Origin of the sequence: Bradyrhizobium nivariense, assembly GCF_029846695.2 — a bacterium.
Lineage (GTDB): Bacteria > Pseudomonadota > Alphaproteobacteria > Rhizobiales > Xanthobacteraceae > Bradyrhizobium.
Map to the genome: position 1 here is coordinate 1 of NZ_JARWCR020000197.1, position 937 is coordinate 937.

Below are 937 nucleotides of genomic sequence, written 5' to 3' on the forward strand. Positions count from 1 at the left end.
AGAGCCGGTCCCGATTGTCTGAACAAAAATTCCGCGTCGATAAGTGGAGACTCTGCCGGTGTTAGGCCGCCGCGCGGAGCGGAGGAAGATCGAAGTAGGCTTGATCCGGGGTGCGGTCGTCAAGGCTCGAATGTGGGCGACGGCGATTGTAGAAGTCGAGATATCGGCCGATCGAGTTACGAGCCTCGCTGACGCTTTCATAGGCTCGCAGATAGACCTCCTCGTATTTGACGCTCCGCCACAGCCGCTCAACGAACACGTTGTCCCGCCAGGCTCCTTTGCCATCCATGCTGATGGCGATGCCGTGGCTGGCAAGCAGACCGGTGAACGCCGCGCCCGTGAACTGCGAACCCTGGTCGGTGTTGAAGATTTCCGGCCTGCCATGACGAGCGAGAGCATCCTCCAACGTCTCGACGCAGAAGGCCGCCTCCATCGTGATCGACAGCCGCCACGACAAAACACGACGTGTCGCCCAGTCCAGCACCACGGCGAGATAGACGAAGCCGTGCGCCATCGGAATGTACGTGATGTCCATCGCCCAGACCTGGTTCGGCCGTGCAATCTCCAGGCCTCGCAGCAGATACGGATGGATCTTGTGGCCGGGCTCGGGCTTGGTAGTGCGCGGACGGCGATAAAGCGCCTCTATCCCCATCCGCAGCATCAGCGTCTTCACATGCCGGCGGCCGACCTTGCACCCCTGCAAAGCCAGCAGGCCTCGCAACATACGCGAACCGGCGAAGGGATACTCCAGGTGCAGCCGATCGAGACGCTGCATGATCTCGAGGTCCGCTGAAGAGACCTGACGCGGCAGATAGTACACGCTGCCGCGGCTAATCCTCAAAATCTCCGCCTGTTTCGTGATCGACAGATCGTGTTCACGGTCGATCATCGCTTTGCGCTCAGCAATCCCGCCTTGGTGAGCGCTCCTTCTAAAAAA

1 protein-coding gene is annotated in these 937 nt (G+C 60.3%); it reads right to left on the reverse strand.

Features of this window, described 5'->3' with window-relative positions; translation table 11 throughout:
- Window positions 1-61: 61 nt before the first annotated feature.
- Window positions 62-937: IS3 family transposase (locus tag QCM77_RS45920; protein WP_280097142.1), on the reverse strand; the 876-nt coding region annotated here is incomplete at its 5' end.